Origin of the sequence: Butyrivibrio sp. AE2005, assembly GCF_000686965.1 — a bacterium.
In the GTDB taxonomy this organism is placed as follows: domain Bacteria; phylum Bacillota; class Clostridia; order Lachnospirales; family Lachnospiraceae; genus Butyrivibrio; species Butyrivibrio hungatei_A.
In genome coordinates this window covers 28312-44962 of sequence record NZ_KK366047.1, presented here as the reverse complement: position 1 = coordinate 44962, position 16651 = coordinate 28312, and the positions used below count along the sequence as shown (strand labels likewise).

At 41.4% G+C, this 16651-nt stretch carries 14 protein-coding genes; 1 reads left to right on the top strand and 13 read right to left on the bottom strand.

Annotated features, from left to right (window positions below; genetic code table 11):
* The coding region (locus DL92_RS0117590; protein WP_026668452.1) for a hypothetical protein at positions 1-290 on the bottom strand (290 nt) is incomplete at its 3' end.
* 409 nt (positions 291-699) lie between these two features.
* Here DL92_RS0117590 and DL92_RS0117585 point away from each other — a divergent pair.
* Positions 700-891 carry an antitoxin gene (locus DL92_RS0117585; protein ID WP_026654097.1) on the top strand — a complete coding sequence of 64 codons (192 nt, stop codon included), beginning with the start codon at positions 700-702 and terminating at the stop codon, positions 889-891.
* A gap of 41 nt (positions 892-932) precedes the next feature.
* Here the strand turns inward: DL92_RS0117585 and DL92_RS0117580 are convergent, their stop codons facing one another.
* The 12 genes from DL92_RS0117580 to DL92_RS0117525 form a co-directional block, all read right to left on the bottom strand.
* Complete coding sequence (locus DL92_RS0117580) at positions 933-1115, bottom strand: hypothetical protein (RefSeq protein ID WP_026654096.1); 183 nt, start codon at positions 1113-1115, stop codon at positions 933-935.
* Positions 1116-1181: 66 nt separating this feature from the next.
* Positions 1182-1727: a prolyl-tRNA synthetase associated domain-containing protein gene (locus DL92_RS0117575; protein WP_026654094.1), complete on the bottom strand. Its 546-nt coding sequence runs from the start codon at positions 1725-1727 to the stop codon at positions 1182-1184.
* A gap of 728 nt (positions 1728-2455) precedes the next feature.
* Entirely contained in the window at positions 2456-3409 is a 954-nt protein-coding gene (locus DL92_RS0117570; protein ID WP_026668451.1) for an ABC transporter permease, read from the bottom strand.
* 12 nt (positions 3410-3421) lie between these two features.
* On the bottom strand, positions 3422-4918 hold the full coding sequence (locus DL92_RS0117565) for a sugar ABC transporter ATP-binding protein (RefSeq protein ID WP_026668450.1): 1497 nt from the start codon (positions 4916-4918) through the stop codon (positions 3422-3424).
* Between the two features lie 11 nt (positions 4919-4929).
* The gene (locus tag DL92_RS0117560; RefSeq protein WP_026668449.1) at positions 4930-5877 is read right to left on the bottom strand and encodes an ABC transporter permease; all 948 of its coding nucleotides are present in this window, start codon (positions 5875-5877) and stop codon (positions 4930-4932) included.
* Positions 5878-6015: 138 nt separating this feature from the next.
* Positions 6016-7143, bottom strand: coding sequence for a sugar ABC transporter substrate-binding protein (locus DL92_RS19875; RefSeq protein WP_242845884.1), 1128 nt, complete (start codon positions 7141-7143; stop codon positions 6016-6018).
* 155 nt (positions 7144-7298) lie between these two features.
* On the bottom strand, positions 7299-7748 hold the full coding sequence (locus tag DL92_RS0117550) for a hypothetical protein (protein WP_026668448.1): 450 nt from the start codon (positions 7746-7748) through the stop codon (positions 7299-7301).
* Between the two features lie 144 nt (positions 7749-7892).
* Complete coding sequence (locus DL92_RS19870; RefSeq protein WP_034469703.1) at positions 7893-8501, bottom strand: hypothetical protein; 609 nt, start codon at positions 8499-8501, stop codon at positions 7893-7895.
* Positions 8502-8524: 23 nt separating this feature from the next.
* Entirely contained in the window at positions 8525-10114 is a 1590-nt protein-coding gene (locus DL92_RS0117540; RefSeq protein WP_034469700.1) for a response regulator transcription factor, read from the bottom strand.
* A gap of 49 nt (positions 10115-10163) precedes the next feature.
* Positions 10164-11963, bottom strand: coding sequence for a cache domain-containing sensor histidine kinase (locus DL92_RS0117535; protein ID WP_026668446.1), 1800 nt, complete (start codon positions 11961-11963; stop codon positions 10164-10166).
* Positions 11964-11994: 31 nt separating this feature from the next.
* Positions 11995-13560, bottom strand: coding sequence for a GGDEF domain-containing protein (locus DL92_RS0117530; protein ID WP_026654085.1), 1566 nt, complete (start codon positions 13558-13560; stop codon positions 11995-11997).
* Between the two features lie 520 nt (positions 13561-14080).
* Positions 14081-16546: an ATP-dependent DNA helicase gene (locus DL92_RS0117525; protein ID WP_026668445.1), complete on the bottom strand. Its 2466-nt coding sequence runs from the start codon at positions 16544-16546 to the stop codon at positions 14081-14083.
* Between the last annotated feature and the right edge of the window lie 105 nt (positions 16547-16651).

Genomic DNA, 16651 nt, shown 5'->3' with positions numbered 1-16651 from the left:
ATCTGAGACTCGGCTTCTCTTATCATCTTATCTATGGCACTTCTAAGCCGCGTACACTCGCCCTTTGCTCCGTCCATTCTAAAAACGCAGACGTTCTTAGCCTTAACTGCGTTCTGCTCGTTAACGCCAATCCACTCGCCTGCTCTGCTTAAATCTATTCCATCAAGTGTATCTTTCTGGGTCTCAATCTGTCTGATATAGCCGTCGATAACTGTCTGTTTCTCCCTCATTGCTCTGATATCTTCTCTGATTTTTTCAATCTTTCTTCTGCAATCCCCGATTCTACTCACCACAACCTCCAATACGTTGTTATCAAAATTCAAAACTAACCCATTTTTCTGTAATACCCCTCTTATGTTAAATATCACAAAGTAATACTTAACACAAAAAATATACGATTATTAGAACTTAAATGCAACAACATAAAAAACACCCCCACTAGCATTTTGGGTCAGGGCGCTAGCAGGTTTATTTCAATAGCGATATTTAACTCGATTGTTATGGGAAACACAAGTTATAATACTGAATAGCATCAGTGATATATTGACGCTTCATTAATGAAAGTCAATATTTTTTTAACTATTTGTCACTTAAACAATCGATATGAAATAGAAAAAGCCGTAGTAAAATAATAATGGCAATACACTTTCATTAACGTAATATATATTTTGGTATTATTGGCAGAAGGAGGTAATTCACATGATAACTGCAAAAGTTCATAAAACCGGAGAAAACCAGACTGTAATATTGCCTGAAAATTGCCGTTTTTCTTCTGATAAGGTAATAGTTAATAAAATAGGCGATACAGTTTTACTCATTCCACCAAATGATAAGTGGGACTCTTTTATACAAGCGATAGACATGTTCTCAGATGACTTCATGTCAGAATAACAATCAGAACCTTACTATGACCAAAACGAGACAAAGAACACTTACTCTTTGTCCCATTTTGATCCGACATTAAGATTATTTTCTGTTAGCCACTCATCTTCAACCGTGAGATATCTCACTTCTCCCGCTTCGTTCTCAAGCGTTACTGAGACCTTAGGCTTCTGTCCCGGCTGAAGTTCCTCGCAACCGTAGTCACCGTCAAATATCTGTTTTATAGTCCACATAGTTAGTCCAATCGCTTTCTAAAAATCTATTTCTCATGCTATGTCTAATCTCAGTATAGCCTTACCTCAGTCTTCCCCGACAAGATGCACTACCACGGGTTCATGTCCGACTTTAGGAAGGAACTTATTGAATATATCATCCGTCTTTATCTTCAAGCTCGATGTGCAAACACAGGGATGACATCCGATATACTCGCCCTTCTTTACATCTTCGTCGACTAGCAGCTGCACGGCATGTTCTTTATCATTCATAAGCCCCATTATGCTTACTGCACCCGGCTCTATATCAAGGAATTTAAGCATATCATCCGCGTCTGCAAAAGAGAGTCTTGCAGAGTTGATCTGCGATGAGAGTTCTTTTGTCTTAAACTTCTTATCTCCCGGCATCATGAGCAGATAATACTGAGTCTTCTGCCTATTGCAAAGAAAGAGATTTTTGCATATCAGAACTTCAAGCACTTTATCAATCTCATTGCACGCTTCCATCGTATTTGCAGGCTCATGATCTGTCCTCTTATACTCTATTCCGAGCTCATCCAAGAAGTCATATGTACGAACTTCTCTCTGAAGTCTTCCTTCTGTATTTTCAGGTCTTCCGCTAAACAATTCCATGTTGTCTCTTCCTTTCCGTTTTTTACTCATATCCACATAATATCATAATTCTTTTAACCAGTCCTTGCACCGTACATCTTCATTCCACTCTCCATGTGCGGTACAAAAGACAAATCTCGCACCGTACGTCTCCATTCTACTATCCCTGTGCGGTGCAAAAGACAAATCTCGCACCGTACGTCTTCATTCTACTATCCATATGCGGTGCAAATAGCAAACCTCACACCGTACGTCTTCATTCCACCCTCCATGTGCGGTGCAAAAGACAGATCTTGCACCGTACACCTTCATTCTACTCCTCCTGTGCGGTACAAAAGACAACTCTCGCACCGTACGTCTTCATTCTACTATCCATATGCGATGCAAATAGCAAACCTCACACCGTACCGTTTGCTCGTATCTTTCCTGTACGGTGCTCCCCAATTTTTCTCCTCTGAACGCCCCTCTTGTAGGAAATGTATCCCTTATTAATTTCCTATATTCTGCCTCAACCGGTACGTATAGGCCGTCCTGCGCTTTTCATCTGCACATCCTTGTGGAGCGTATTGGGAGACAAATAGCCCCCTCATATTTACGGAACAAAGAGCTACATCCTTGCGGAACGTATTGGGAGGCAATAGCCCCCTCACATTCACACAAAAAACAACCGAGGCCCCCCGCGGGCCCCGGCTGTTATATTAAATTCTATTTGGAATGCTTTATATTCCAAATAAGGATATTTAACTAATTTACTTAACGATCATACCTGTCTCTCTGTCAGCAAATACTGCTACCATTACGAGGAAGACAATTCCCATGATGAGCTGCTGTGTCTTGGGCTCGATGCCGAGCATTACAAGTCCTGCGATAAGGATCTTGTAGGTCATTGCGCCAAGGATTATGTTGTAGAACTTAACCTTAGCACCGCCGTTAACGGGCATTCCACCAAGAACGAGTGCAATCATGATCTGTGTCTCAAGCTGATTACCTGCTGTTGAAGTAACAGATCCAACCTTGATACTGTTGATGAATGCTGCAAGTCCTGTGATCATACCTGCTGCCGCGTATACGAGCATCTTGGTCTTTTCAACTCTTACACCTGCAAATCTTGCTGCAGTCTCACCTGCACCGATAGCTTTAAGTCTGTTTCCAAGTCCTGTGTACTGGAATACAGCAAAAGCAATAAGGAGGATTGCTATCGTAAATGTAAGATTTACCGCAAGTGTGTTATAAGAAGTAATGTTTGATGCTCCGTATACGGGAGTCTTTGTTGTTGCATAAGCAACGATACCTCTTATAAGGTACATGTTACAGATAGTAACAATGAATGATGTGATCTTACGCTTTACATTGAAGAATCCGTTTATAAATCCAATGATTCCGCCTGTAAGCACACCACACAAAATTGCAAGCACTATATTGTAATTTGACAAGTAGCACACAACAACCGAGCAGATTCCCAACATAGAACCCTGTGAGAAATCAAGTCCGCCCATTGTCATAACCATAAACACGCCAACGCATGAAATAAGAAGTACATATGACTGTGACAAAAGAAGCTTAAGACTTCCCATTGAATAGAGCTGACCTTTAGTAAGTACAGCAAACAGCAACACAATGAATATAAATCCGGCAAAAGGCATTATGTTTCTTATGATTGGCCGCTCCATGAAAGGTGTTTTGATTTTTTTCTCGTTTTCCATAATCGGCCTCCCTTATACCATATTCGCAATAAGATCTGTATCTTTCAGATCTTCTGAACGTTTAAACTCACCATTCTGACGACCGTCTTTCATGATAATGATACGGTCTGCCATACCAAGCAGCTCTGAGATTTCTTCAGAGATCATGATGATAGACTTACCATTTTTTCTCATTGTATCCATCATCTGATAAATATCTGCCTTAACCTTTACGTCGATACCACGTGTAGGTGAATCAAGGATGATTATGTCTGAATCTTTACCAATCCATCTTGCCAAAACAACCTTCTGTTTGTTACCGCCGGAAAGAGCTGACATGAACTGATGCACGCCCTCCATCTTGGTACTCATCTGTTTAGCAAACTTCTCTGCAAATGCTTTCTCATCCTTTGCGTGAAGAATGTGATTCTTCTTGATATTTTCAAGTGAAGGAAGACAAATATTGTCCTGAATAGTGTCATTTATTACAAGAGACTCGTTATCTCTGTCCTTCGACGCATATGCGATACTGTGATCGATAGCGGTCTTAATGTCATTTATCTTAGTTCCGTCTGCAAGAGTTACACTACCTTCTCTGTCATAAGATGCTCCAAAAAGAGCTTTTCCGACTTCATGCATACCACATTCGGAAAGACCACCGATACCGATAATCTCGCCCTTATGAAGTTCGATACTAAAGTCATCGATCTCTCCGGGTACTGTGAGGTGTTCCCCTTTTAATACAACCTCATCGGAAACTCTCTCGTTATAGTCCGTACGATAGTAGTTATTACTCATCTCACGTCCTACCATGAGCTTCTTAAGATCGTCCGTATCAACTTCCGAACTCTTAACCGTTCCGATAAACACACCGTCTCTAAGAACACTTATGTTATCTGACTGTTCTATTACTTCATCAAGATCATGTGAGATAAAGATAACGCATCTTCCGTCATCACGTGTCTGCTTCATAACCTTGAAAAGCTCGATTCTTCCTTTTTCACCGAGAGCCGTTGTAGTCTCATCGACAACAAGGATCTGGGGCTTAAAGTGTGTAGCCTTAACGATCTCGATAAGCTTTCTGTCCTCAAAGTTGTAATTGTCTATGAGGTCTGTAGCCTTGATGTAATTAAATCCATAGGAATCAAGAAGTTCCTGTGCTTTTTTGTTCATGGCGTTTGTGTTCTTTACGCCAAAATTTGTAAATTCGTCTTCTTTTCCGAGAAAGATATTCTCAGCAACGGAAAGACCTGACAATGTTCCGATTTCCTGTACGATAACCGCAACTCCCTGGTAGTTTCCGTCTACCTGGTTCTTGGCATTGACTTCTTTTCCGTTTAATGTAAATGTACCGCTGTCCTTATGGTAAATTCCTGTAAGACAGGATGTAAATGTTGATTTGCCGGAACCATTCTCGCCGATCAGTGCATGGATTTCTCCCTTGAAGAAATCAAGAGTGACATGATCAACGGCATGTGTGACACCAAAGTTTTTGTCGATTTTCTCGGCATGCAATAATACTTCGCTCATGTCTGCCCCCTTTATTTAACAACTGCACCCTTAACGGGTTTAATGGTCATAGTTACGATTGCAAGAAGTACGATACCTGTTACGATATTCTGTACTGTTGTAGGAGCTCCGAGAGCAACGAATCCCTCGAACAACAATTCAATGATGAACTCTCCTATTACGATAGCTACTATCGGATGTCCGTATTTCTTGAATGCAAGTCCGAAGAACGTTCCCATAAGAGGCGGGAAGTTACGGCTCATTGATGCAAGGTTTGAAGCACTTGTCATTGATGTTCCGTATGAAATTGTAAGGATTGATTCAATTCCAACAAATAAACCGCAAAGAGTAAATGCCACAACCTTATATTTGTCTACGTTAACACCCATGTTCTTGGCAACAACTTCATTTGAACCGATAGCATAGGTGTATGTTCCTATCTTTGTATACTTAAGGATGAATCCACAAAGGAAGAACGCTGCAAGTGCAAGAACAAGGTTCCAGGGATAATCTCCGAATGCTCTGTAGTTAGTTGCAAGGATTGCTTCTTTTCCGTTTGTCGCATAGATGGAAAGAGCCTCATAAACAAGAGATAATCCTGCAGTTACGATAAGAGATGAAATTCTAAGTTTGATATATACAATTCCGTTGAGAAGTCCTACGAGAACTCCGCTAACGATAGGCGCGATCAAAAGGCCTGCATAACCGCACTGTTTACTCATATTTACCGCAAGCACAGATGAAAGTACGATGTTTGCGCCCACACTCATATCAAAAGGTCCCATTACGCAGATAAAATAAAGTCCACAACCACCAACTGCATAATAAAGGGCTGTTTTTAAATAGGTTTGTAATTTATTAAAATCGCCGAATGTCTGAGGTGCCAACATCTTGAAGAACGCCCAGAATACAAACGCGATAAAGATCAAAAGCAAAAGCCCGAATGCCTGGCTCTGTTTAAATTTTTGAAACTTACTCATATAATCCTCCCGCAAGAGTTTTTGGTCCAGAAACTGTTTTTTATATATGCCGTATTCTCCGGTTGCGGAAAATACGGCATATCCATGTTTTTTCCTTAAATATATATATCTTTTATAAGCGTTTAGTTGTTTATTAAATTAGTTGCTGTGACGAGAAATAACATCGTCGATTGAAAGATTTGAAGCAGCCTTGCTGAGATCTTCGAAGCTGTATCCTGCCATCTCTACCATCTCTTCATCTGTGTAAGGATCGTCATTTACAAAGTACTTCTCATAGTTTGCATAATCATCGGGTGATGATACATAAAGATAAGGGAAGAGAATCTCATAACCAAATGTTCCTTCATCCTTTACATAGTTGCCCTTAACTGCGTTAAGTACAAGGAAGAATGCAAACAGAGGATCGCAGAAGTGTCCGCCTGACTCTGCAAACATGCCGCCTGACTTAAGCTGATCTGCAAGGTCATCAAGGAAGTCTGTTGATACAACGTCGATCTTACCTGTGAGACCTTCGTTAGCATATGCACCGATAGAACCTACAAGAGGATCTCCGCCGCCACCTGCTACGATAAGAGCGTCCATTCCGGGATTTGAATTGTAAAGTGACATAGCTGCCTTAGCACCTTCTTCTGAAGATGTGTTTGCATATACGGGCTCAGTAAGTGTAGCCTTATCATCGGGATGAGCTGTATTCCACTCTTCAACAGCCTTCTGATATCCCTTCCATCTAAGCTGGAATGTAGCATCACCAACTGTCCAAGCCTCAAGACCGATCATTCTGTCGCCCTTTTCAAGAAGGAGATTAACAAGTGTATATCCGTTTGTTACCTCATCTTCATGAACTGCACCAACATAATATTTAGAATTGCAAGCTGTCTTGTATACTTCAGGGCTGTTCTCCTCTGAAATGATACGGAAGAACTGTGCGATATATACGCCGTTTTCTGTACATGTATTGATTGCGGATGTCATCTCTGAATCAGCTGAGTTACAAATAATGATTCCCTTACATCCTGCTGCACAAAGCTGCTCAACAGAAGCTGTAACCTGCTCTGAAACGTGTCCCTGATCAACATACTGAACTTCAACGCCGTTTGCCTTTGCAGCCTTATCAACGATTTTCTTACACTGGCTTCCAAGAACGTCAGTTGAACTCCAGATTGATACACCGATCTTGATATCGCCTGCTGCAGCGGGTGCTGCTGCGCCGTCTGCTGTTCCCCCCTGAACTATCTGCAGGTGCTGCGCCACCGGCTGCCGAACCACAACCAACCAACATAGATGCAGCCATAGTTCCCGCAAGGAGCATTGCACCTAATCTTTTAATTTTCTTTTTCATAGATTTACCTCCTTTGAAAATTAAAAATATGAAATGAATATAATAATCGGTTCGTCTCCACGAATCCGACCTGGAACCTTATTTACTTTTTGAGACCTTTTACTTCAAAGCTTTTACTGGTCTCATCTCCGAAAACAACACCCGCCGACTCAGCTGCCGTTTCGTCATATGTAACGGAAACAACTACTTCATCTCCGTTAGAGAGTTCTTTATTCTTATCTATGCTTACCGAAATGGATGAAACAGCATTTATATACTTTGTGAGTTCGGTAAGATCTCCGAGTTCATCGAGCTCCTCAATCTTCTCTTTTCCTCCGACCATCTCTGTTTCCATTCCGTCGTAGTCGACATTTACAAACGCGGTGCCTTCACCGTTCTTGCCGTTAAAGTCGACAGTCACATAATCAAGAATATTTGTGATTCCGTCGGTTGTATTTATCTGTGTTTTTTTCTCCGCACCGCAACCTGCAAGTGCAAGAAGTATGCTCATCCCTACTGTCGCAAGTACTACAGTTTTTCTAAATTTAAACACCGATTATCCCCTCCCGAAAGAAGTTATTCTTTTTTCGCTCTGTAAAAAACGAAAAGCTTTGCAAACAGAAATGAAATAATATTTCTTGTTTACAAAGCTATTCTATCAATTTAATTATTTTTTAATTAGCACAATTTAGAAAATCTAACTATCACTTTTTTGAAAAAGTGATAAATCCCGCTCCACTGCGCGTTTTAGCACTGTATAAACAATAAATACATAGACAAATCCGATGCAAGCCGTCAAAAATTGAAACACAGAAAACGTCTTCTGAAACACAGGCAATTTATTTCTCAAAGGGCTCTGCTCCGGAATAAATGCCGGAAGCAGCCACATAGAGATCGTGGCGCCCATAAATACGCCTTTTGCCAGTGAACACAGGATTGCCCTTGCCATGTTTGATATCCGAAACACATTGTTTCCGGAACCCATGAACGACTTTTTGAAAAGAAATTCCACCGCCACGGCAAGCACGATATTTCCAAGCATTATGAAAATAATTATTGCCGGAACCGCCATCATAACAGGGCTCATCGCGATCATATACGCAGTAATCGGAGTGATGATGCTCAAAATAATCCCACAAGGCAGGTTGACCATAAGCACCGCAAGAACTATACACGTGTTAACGATCGGGCCTGTAATAAAAATGCTAAGATTTTTAAAAACCTGACTTACGATACAGATTGCCAGAAGAACCGCCGTTGTCGCAATCTGCCTCGTTCCAAACTTACTTTCTTTTGTTTTTCCCATTTTCCCACCTCTGCTTTTTTCGTCTATTGCATATTCTTCTTTCTGTATTCGCTGGGACTTATACCCTCAAGTCTTCTAAACACGCGGCTGAAGTAGTTATAGTCATCATATCCGACTTCGAAAGAGATCGCTTCGAGCTTGTTCTTTTCATCTTCCATAAGCTTTTTTGCCCTGTCCATACGACATCTTGTGATATAGGTCGTGATTGTCTCGTTGTATTTCTGTGAGAACTTACGTGAAAGATAGCTGGGCTCGACAAAGAACTGCTCCGCAAGCCCCGACAGAGACAGATGTTCCATATAATGTGTCTCTATGTAATCCCTGATATTCTCAACCTGACTGCTTATGGAGTTATTCTCATTTGCAGACTCGCCCTGCGCTATGGAAAGAGCAAGCTCCATATTGTCAGTTATTATCTCTTTATTAAGTGAACGAAGTCCGTAGTTTATCGCATCCTGAACTTCCTCATAGGTCCGCTCATCGCTGTTCTTGTCAGAATCCGCTATTGTATTGAGCGCTCCGGTCGTAAACTGCGTAACTTCAAAAAGACTCCACTTCTGTTCGTCGCACTTATCAAGCCCCGCCGTTTCCATAAGAACGGTCTTTGCGCGTCCGATATCTCCTTTTCCTAGACTGTCGACAAGAAGCGATTCGATACGGCTTGTATATCTGTCGTTAAAAGCCGATGCTTTCCTACTGCCCGTGCACACTACCGTGCTATGCTCACGTCCAAAAGGCCTTGTAACAAGATTTGCGATCATCTCTCTGTAAACAGCGGCGATATCATCGAGCGAAGTCGCCTTGTCATGTAGCACTATGGTAATAGGTCCCTGTTCTTCAACAGGAAATGCCTCAAGAATGCGGTCCGCGATAAAATGTAGCCTCGTCGGCGTCGCATTGAGCTCTATCACGAACTCATTTACCTTATCGGTGTAGTTGAAAACGATGGTTCTTTCATTTCCGACAATCTTGCGAAGCTTTTCTTTCAGGCTGTATGACATGCGAAGCACATCTTTTTCATAGCTCTGCTTCAAGATCTCAACATCGTGAAACTTCACAAGGATAGTAGACATTTCGGAAAAGACCTTTGTGCTCGGAACATGGAAATCTTTTCCCGGTCTGAATAGTTTGCCGTTTAAAAGAGATGAGAATTCATCATCCTCAAGAAATGATGAAACATATGTCTCCCTAAGGCGACTGTCCTCTTTTACCGCTTTCTCCGCTTCTCTTTCCTCAAGTGTCTTAAGCGCTTTGCTGAGAGAATCGACAAGCTGTTCCCTGCTCACAGGTTTTAGAAGATAGTCGATACCTCCGGACATAAAGACGCCCTTTACCTTCTGGAAATCATCATATCCGCTTACAGCCAGTGTAATGATATCGGGATATTCCTCTTTTACCCTGTCAAGAAGCTCAAGGCCGCTCAAAAACGGCATATTGATATCCGTGATCAGAATATCCGGCTTCTCTTTCGGAATTCTCTCAAGCACTTCTTCCCCATCACATGCCGGCTCGAGGAATTCTATGGAATAGTCCTCCCACGGTAACATACATCTTATATTTTCACGGCTCCAAAGTTCATCATCTGCCGCCAATACCCTATACTTTGCCTTCACCCTAATTGCCTCCTCAATATATCTGCCGCGCCGCAGTCTCCTTGCGACGTCAATCAATATCTGAAACCATCTTTACCGTAGGCAATATGATAATTGCCCTGGTTCCCGTTTCCTGATCACTTTCGTAGTGAATACCGTAATTGTTCCCATATACATTTTTGATGCGGGCATTAACATTCATAATACCAATTGAGCGCCCCATCTCAATTCGCCCTATATCAGCCTTTTCAAGCTGTTCATTCATCGCATCCGCGTCCATTCCGGCGCCGTTATCTTCTATTGTAACAAACAATCTTCCGTCATTGTGCTTTGCCGTGATTATAAGCTCTTTGTCTTTTCTCCTTGTCATACGAAGCCCGTGCTGAAGCGCATTTTCCACTATAGGCTGAAGCGTTATTCTCGGAATACTGTCCTGAAGCGTGTCCGTATCAATGTGATAAGTGTATTTTACGGAGTTGCCGTTACGCACATCCATAACATACAGATAATTTCGAACATGCGCCATCTCCTGCTGCAATGTCGCCTGAGTGTCGGAAATATCAAGACTGTACCTGAAAATAGCTGAAAGAGACTGACACAGACCGCTCACAAGCATACAATCCTGCGAAGCGGCTATTCCGCTCATCGTATCAAGCGTATTATAGAGAAAGTGAGGATTTATCTGCGCCTGCAGAACTTTGTACTGCGTTCGTTCCATCAGTACTTTGGCCTCATATTCCTCCTCGACCATCTTCTGAATCCTGTCGAGCATTTCGTTGAACTCTTCCCCCATTACCTTGAGTTCATCGCTCCATCCGTCCGTCTTAACTCTAAGCTCTTTTTCTCCGTTCTTGATCCTTATCATCGTACTGCTGAGCGCTTCCACGGGTCTGTAGATAAATCCCGAAATAAGCGTTCCAAGAAAAAGCATCAGCAAAATGATTATTCCCGCTATAACCAAAAGAGTTCGAACCAACGCACTCTGAGTTTCAAGAAGCAGTGACTGCGGCGTCAGCATAACTATATGAAGGTTATACTTTCTCAAAGCAATGCTGTTCAGATAAAAAGATCCATATTCATTTTCAAATTCCGGAAATTCATTTGAAGCGGTTGCAATTGTCTGTGTCAAATCGGAAAAGATCCTGCTCTCTTCCTTTGTGATATTCCCAACCTGAGCAATAGAAATATCTCCTCTTGGCTGGAGCCACACGTACACATCTCTTGATGAAATATATTTGCTCATAAGGTCAGATATATTCTGTGCATTAAAATCACAAACTATATATCCGTATTGAGTTCTTTTATCATCATATGTATGGAGTTTAAGACAAAACCGCAAAATATCGCTATCTGCGACTTCGTTATGATATCCCGAGATCATGACCGCATAATCATCCGACTCAAGATATCTTTTTAGATGAGATTCATTGACATATTGCTCGCCAGCGTAAAGATCGTTTGGATACGCAATAGGCTGTTTTCTCCATGAACTGATCAGCTTATCCTCATTGTTGTAAATATACATGGCAAAAAGCTGATCTGCAGAATCGAAGCGCGCTTCAGAAAGGCGCCAAGCGCTCCAATAATAATTCAATATCTCGCCCTGCGCCGAACTGTCCCTTCTCATAGCGGCAATTAGTTCAGTTTCCGTATAGATGGTCTGCATCTTTACAATAAGTCCGTGAATATACGAATTAAGCTCGTTCTCAATACGCTGAAGCGTCTCATCGTTATTCAAAAGACTTTCTCTTCTGATCTGCTGTCTGGATGTCACTTCAAACGCGACCGTCTGCGCGATCACTGCAAAAAGTGTGCATCCTATGACCATGCCGAGAATTGCACGACGCATTGTCCATTTGATTTTTCTCATAACCCGCCCTTATTCCCCAATAAGGATAAAATCAACTGTATTTTGCTTCGTCCAGCGATTCCTGAGAAATAAGTGCCTTGTGAAGCATAACAATTTCGCCCTTCCTATGCTCTTTTACCTCATAAAGAGCATTATCTGCGGCATACATGTAATCCCATAGTTTGTTTGTTGACACGGGAATAGAGTTGCATATTCCCTGTGATATCGTAACCAGCTTACCGTACTCATGTGAAGGAGCCACCAGATTATGTTCTTTTATACCCATTCTGATATTTGAAGCATACCACATAACTTCTTCATCAGTCATATCTTCATAAACAATAACGAACTCATCTCCGCCGTATCTAAATGCGTGTATCCTGTCGTTACTGCTGCATTTTTCAGTTATTATCTCTGCTATTGTCTTAAGGCAGGTATCTCCGGCCTGATGTCCGAAAGTATCATTGTACTGTTTGAAATTATCAACATCGAGAATCTCAACAGCGAGAGACTTCTGATTTGCATATGCCGCATCAAAAGCTTTATCCGCATATTCATTGAGACCGTATCTGTTTCCGAGTCCCGTAAGCGAATCCGTCTCAGCTTTTTTCATAAGAGCTAAATTCTCACGCTCCATCTCACTGAGCTTAGCCCTGATCTCGGTAAAGAACTTGTAGTTTACGATACCTTCTTTTTCCTGAGCCATTGAATGAATATAGAATTCTTCATGTGCCTCATGCATCTTCTCTACATTATTCATCTGAGTATACAATTCGCATTTGATCTTGGCGTATTGCTTTTTCAGATATGCAATATTTATGTCATCTACCGATTCCTTGATGTTATCCACAATATCGGAAACTTTTTCAAGCTGGCCTATCTTCATATAGAAGCGGCACACTGCATAAATATCATCAATATTATCAATGGAAAATCTTTCCGAACAAAGCGTCTTATAAAGATTATCTGAATATTTCTCAAATTCTTCCATATTTCCAAGTGCATAATTTCCCCGCATTCTCACACCCTGAACAAGAATGTCCTGGAAATACTCACTTCGAACTCTCGGATCAGATTCAAGTCTGTTTATGGCAAGCAAACACTTCTTAATAGATTCAGGTTTATTCATGGCCAAATAAGCGTCGGCTTCGTAGCAATAGCAAAAAAGAATATTCAAATAATACAAGCTGTCTTCTTTATTTCTTCTGACATGTTTATAACCGGACTGAGTGTAAGAAAGCGCGGTCTTATATTCGCCTATTGATTGATAAATTACTCCAATATTACACTCAATAAAACCGACTGCAGAACTCTTCTCAAGTTCACTGCAATCTCTTATTCCCGTCATAAAGAAATCAAGCGCCAGCTCAATATTGCCGTGGTTAATGGCGTCAATACCAAGAAGATTGTAGCATCTTACGATATACTCCTTATCTCCGCATATCTGTAAATACTCGATCGCCTTCAAAAGATTCGCATTAAAATTAAGATACTCTGCGCTCACGCGATAATACGCATCAGCGAGATAATAATAGGAATATCCCAAAAGATTAACATCATCGATCTCTTTGGCTTTTTGAAGGAGTTTGTCACTTGCGTCAACATAACTATCTGCCATACTTGCTCTGGCAGTCATCACTTCGCGATTTAAAGTTTGAACTTCGTTATCATAGTTTTGAATATTCATGTACCTGTAACCTATTTAAAAAAAGCAAAAATACGCTATTCTGATTATTTCTAATTTTATATCATACTTTTCAGTCTTGCAAGATGAATGAACGCACCTGACACAAGTGACAGGTAAAAAATGTGGTTTACATATATTGCTTGACCTGCTCGGTCATAAGATTACTTTTGCACTGTATTCCGCTTAATTTTACCACAGCACATAACCCCTGTTATTTCGGGACTTCCCGTATATTAGTTTGTGAGTAATCCCCCATTTCCACAAAGTTATCCACATGACATTAACGTCATTCATATATGACTTTTGTATGATTTTTCGGTCATTATACCAAATTGTGTAGCATATAGAAACAATTCAGTATAATGTCAGGTTTACATAAATTTACATTTTTGATTTATATGTAAACCTACTACTTCATTTTCCACCAATATAACGTCAATATCAGCTCTTTTTAATCATCAAACCCGCTCCAAAACTGTGATATCGCCTCTTTGACCGTAGTAGTCAAAACAGTCTTCATTTTTATCCACTCTCTCGGGAAAAGCGCTCTGTATCCGGCTTGCGTGAATCTGTCATCAAGAAGAGCCACTACTCCCTTGTCTTCTTCCGTTCTTATAACTCTTCCGGCAGCCTGAAGAACTTTGTTCATTCCGGGATATCTGTAGGCATAATCAAATCCGTCAACACCCTTTTCCTCAAAGTAATTACGCAGTATCTCGCGCTCATTACAAACAAGCGGTATTCCCGTTCCGACAACTATTACTCCTATAAGGCTGTCATTCTTAAGGTCGATTCCTTCGCTGAATATTCCGCCCATAACACAAAATCCAAGAATATTCCTGTCTTCCTCAACCTCTATGTCCATGTGTATGTATTCATTAAGATCGACATTGTTTCCCTCTGAGAATCTGTCAAGGAATGACTCTCTGGCTTCCTCCGTCATATAGCTTTTTTGAACCAGAAGCTCAGTTGCTTCGCTATTGCAGAACTCTCTTTCATAAATGTCGTAAACCTCATCCAAAAAACTGTGTGAAGGGAAAAATATAAGGTAATTCCCGCCTCTTGCATCAACAATATTGTGGATATATGAAGCGATATTGTAGTACTGCTCGCTGCTTCGCTTTGAATACCTGCTGGTCACATCCCTTCCCACAAAAACTCCAAGTCTGTTTGGATCAAATACGGATTTTGCGTAGATCTCGAAATCCTCGTCCGTTCCTCCGAGCAGCTTCTTGTAATACTGTATGGGAAGAAGTGTCGCGGAAAAGAGAATCGACGAGCGCCCACGCCCCATACATTCAGCAAGATTCAAGGAAGGATCGACACATGAAAGCCTCAGTATAAAGCTTCCGTCCTCCGCAAATTCGCTGTAAATCACATAATGATCGTCTACCTTGTCATATATTGTAAGAAATCTTGAAATATCAAAATAAAACAGCAAGAGCTCGTCTCTGCAAGGGCCTGTCGTGTGTTCCTCAAGATACTCCGACAATATTCCCGACAAGCGGTTTAAGGCATTTACAAACTTTTCTATGCTGTCTATAACAGTACAACCGTCGCAATTTCTTTTTAGCTCCAAAAGTTCCTTGTTGCACTTATCAAGATGTCCCGCGATTCTGGGATGAAACTCCTTTATCGTGCTCTTTAATTCCAAGAAGCTCTCTTTGCGAAGAGCCGCACTGTACATGTCCCTTCCCCTGTCCAGAAGATTGTGCGTCTCATCGACCAAGAATACGTAATCAGATTTAACTCCGTCAGCAAAAAATCTGCGAAGATACACGAAAGGGTCGAAAACATAGTTATAGTCGCAGATAACGCCGTCAGCCCAAAGGCTCATGTCCAGCGACATCTCAAACGGGCATACTTTGTGTTTCTCCGCATACTTTACTATCTTTTCCCTGGCAAAAGAGTCCTCGTTCGTCAAAAGGTCGTATATCGCATCGTTTATCCTGTCATAATGGCCGTTTGCATACGGACAGGCCTCGGGATTGCATTCTCTTTTATCTTCTTCCAAGAAGCATATCTTATCTCTCGCCGTTATAGTCACGGTCTTAAACTTAAGATTCTGTGACTCTCTCAGTGTATTGTAAGCGTCTTCCGCAACGGTCCTTGTTATCGTCTTGGCTGTCAGATAGAAGATCTTGGACGTTTTCCCCTCTCCCATTGCCTTAACAGTGGGAAAAACAGTCGTGATCGTCTTGCCCGTTCCCGTAGGTGCCTCAAGAAAAAGCTTTTTCCCATGGACAATAGTCCTGTAAACGCCGGCGGCAAGCTCTTTTTGACCATCTCTGTACGAAAAAGGAAACTGCACAGCCTTTATAGACTTTGTTCTTATCTCGTTCCACTCAAACTCAAAGTCTGACCACTTCAAATATTTTTTTATAAGATTTTCAAACCATGCTGTTATTTCTTCAGATGAGTACTTGAAGTCAAAATACTTCATTTCTTCAGTATCCATGTTACAATAACTCATTCTGACTTTGATTCCGGGACAGTTCTTTTGCCCCAAATAGATCGCGGCGTAACACTTCGCCTGCGCAAGATGGACTTCAACCGGCTCTTTCATCTTGTTAAGGTCTCTGTACGTTCCCTTAATCTCATCAACGAGAGGGAGCTCTTTTCCGGCCTCAAAAAGAGATTCCTGAGCATCGTATGAAGTTTCATTAAAGAATTTATCCAAAATACCGTCGGCACGGCCTTCTATAACAAGGTCGTATCTGCCCGTGTTATACGTGTACTTGAGCGGCACTTCGGCATGATAATCAGGTCCCATGCTCTTTTGTATCATGCGATGTATTCTGCTGCCTTCCTGCATCGCGTCGGCGGAAACCTGATGTATTCTGTTGTCTATGCTTCCGCTTCGCAGTACAAACTCAACAAGCCTGCGGACTGAAATTTCTATCGAATAGTTTTCCATAATAGTAAAACTCCCCATGGCATATTTTATACCATGGAGAGCTTTACTACCACAATGAACAATTATTTTCTTATTTGAAAGGTATTACTCAACCTCTCATGATAA

Excerpts from the sequence above, each read along its gene's own strand:
- DL92_RS0117585 (WP_026654097.1), top strand. The coding sequence starts at position 700 with ATGATAACTGCAAAAGTTCATAAAACCGGAGAAAACCAGACTGTAATA.
- DL92_RS0117580 (WP_026654096.1), bottom strand. The coding sequence starts at position 1,115 with ATGTGGACTATAAAACAGATATTTGACGGTGACTACGGTTGCGAGGAA.
- DL92_RS0117575 (WP_026654094.1), bottom strand. The coding sequence starts at position 1,727 with ATGGAATTGTTTAGCGGAAGACCTGAAAATACAGAAGGAAGACTTCAG.
- DL92_RS0117570 (WP_026668451.1), bottom strand. The coding sequence starts at position 3,409 with ATGGAAAACGAGAAAAAAATCAAAACACCTTTCATGGAGCGGCCAATC.
- DL92_RS0117565 (WP_026668450.1), bottom strand. The coding sequence starts at position 4,918 with ATGAGCGAAGTATTATTGCATGCCGAGAAAATCGACAAAAACTTTGGT.
- DL92_RS0117560 (WP_026668449.1), bottom strand. The coding sequence starts at position 5,877 with ATGAGTAAGTTTCAAAAATTTAAACAGAGCCAGGCATTCGGGCTTTTG.
- DL92_RS19870 (WP_034469703.1), bottom strand. The coding sequence starts at position 8,501 with ATGGGAAAAACAAAAGAAAGTAAGTTTGGAACGAGGCAGATTGCGACA.
- DL92_RS0117535 (WP_026668446.1), bottom strand. The coding sequence starts at position 11,963 with ATGAGAAAAATCAAATGGACAATGCGTCGTGCAATTCTCGGCATGGTC.
- DL92_RS0117530 (WP_026654085.1), bottom strand. The coding sequence starts at position 13,560 with ATGGCAGATAGTTATGTTGACGCAAGTGACAAACTCCTTCAAAAAGCC.
- DL92_RS0117525 (WP_026668445.1), bottom strand. The coding sequence starts at position 16,546 with ATGGAAAACTATTCGATAGAAATTTCAGTCCGCAGGCTTGTTGAGTTT.